This is a genomic window from Pantoea sp. Taur (assembly GCF_009830025.1).
GTDB lineage: Bacteria > Pseudomonadota > Gammaproteobacteria > Enterobacterales > Enterobacteriaceae > Pantoea > Pantoea communis.
On record NZ_SZZZ01000061.1, the window covers coordinates 1 to 830 of the forward strand.

An 830-nucleotide genomic window follows, 5' to 3' on the forward strand; every position below is an offset into this window, starting at 1 on the left:
GTGCGCAGTGAAAAAGATCTGGAACAATCCATCGGCATGACGAAAGCGGAAGCCAAAGCGGCTTTCAACAACGACATGGTCTACATGGAGAAATTCCTCGAGAACCCGCGTCACATCGAGATTCAGGTGATGGCCGACGGCCAGGGCAACGCCATCTATCTGGCGGAACGTGACTGCTCGATGCAGCGTCGTCACCAGAAAGTGGTCGAAGAAGCACCAGCGCCGGGCATCACGCCGGAACTGCGTCGCTTTATCGGCGAGCGCTGTGCCAAAGCCTGTATCGATATCGGCTACCGCGGTGCGGGTACTTTCGAGTTCCTGTACGAAAACGGTGAGTTCTACTTCATCGAGATGAACACCCGTATTCAGGTGGAGCATCCGGTGACCGAGATGATCACCGGCGTGGATCTGATCAAAGAGCAGCTGCGTATTGCTGCCGGTCAGCCGCTGTCAATCAAACAGGAAGACGTGATTGTTCGCGGTCATGCGGTAGAGTGCCGTATCAACGCCGAAGATCCGAACACCTTCCTGCCGAGTCCGGGCAAGATCACCCGTTTCCACGCGCCAGGCGGTTTTGGCGTGCGCTGGGAATCGCACATCTATGCCGGTTACAGCGTGCCGCCGTACTACGATTCCATGATCGGCAAGCTGATCACCTACGGTGACACCCGTGAAGTGGCCATCGCGCGCATGAAAAATGCGCTGGCGGAACTGATCATCGACGGCATCAAGACCAACGTCGAGCTGCAGATGAAAATCATGTCCGACGAACATTTCCAGCAGGGTGGCACCAACATCCACTATCTGGAGAAAAAACTCGGCCTGCACGA

1 pseudogene is annotated in these 830 nt (G+C 56.0%); it reads left to right on the forward strand.

Features of this window, described 5'->3' with window-relative positions:
* Positions 1-830: pseudogene (locus FD744_RS25215) on the forward strand (acetyl-CoA carboxylase biotin carboxylase subunit); the annotation flags it as partial.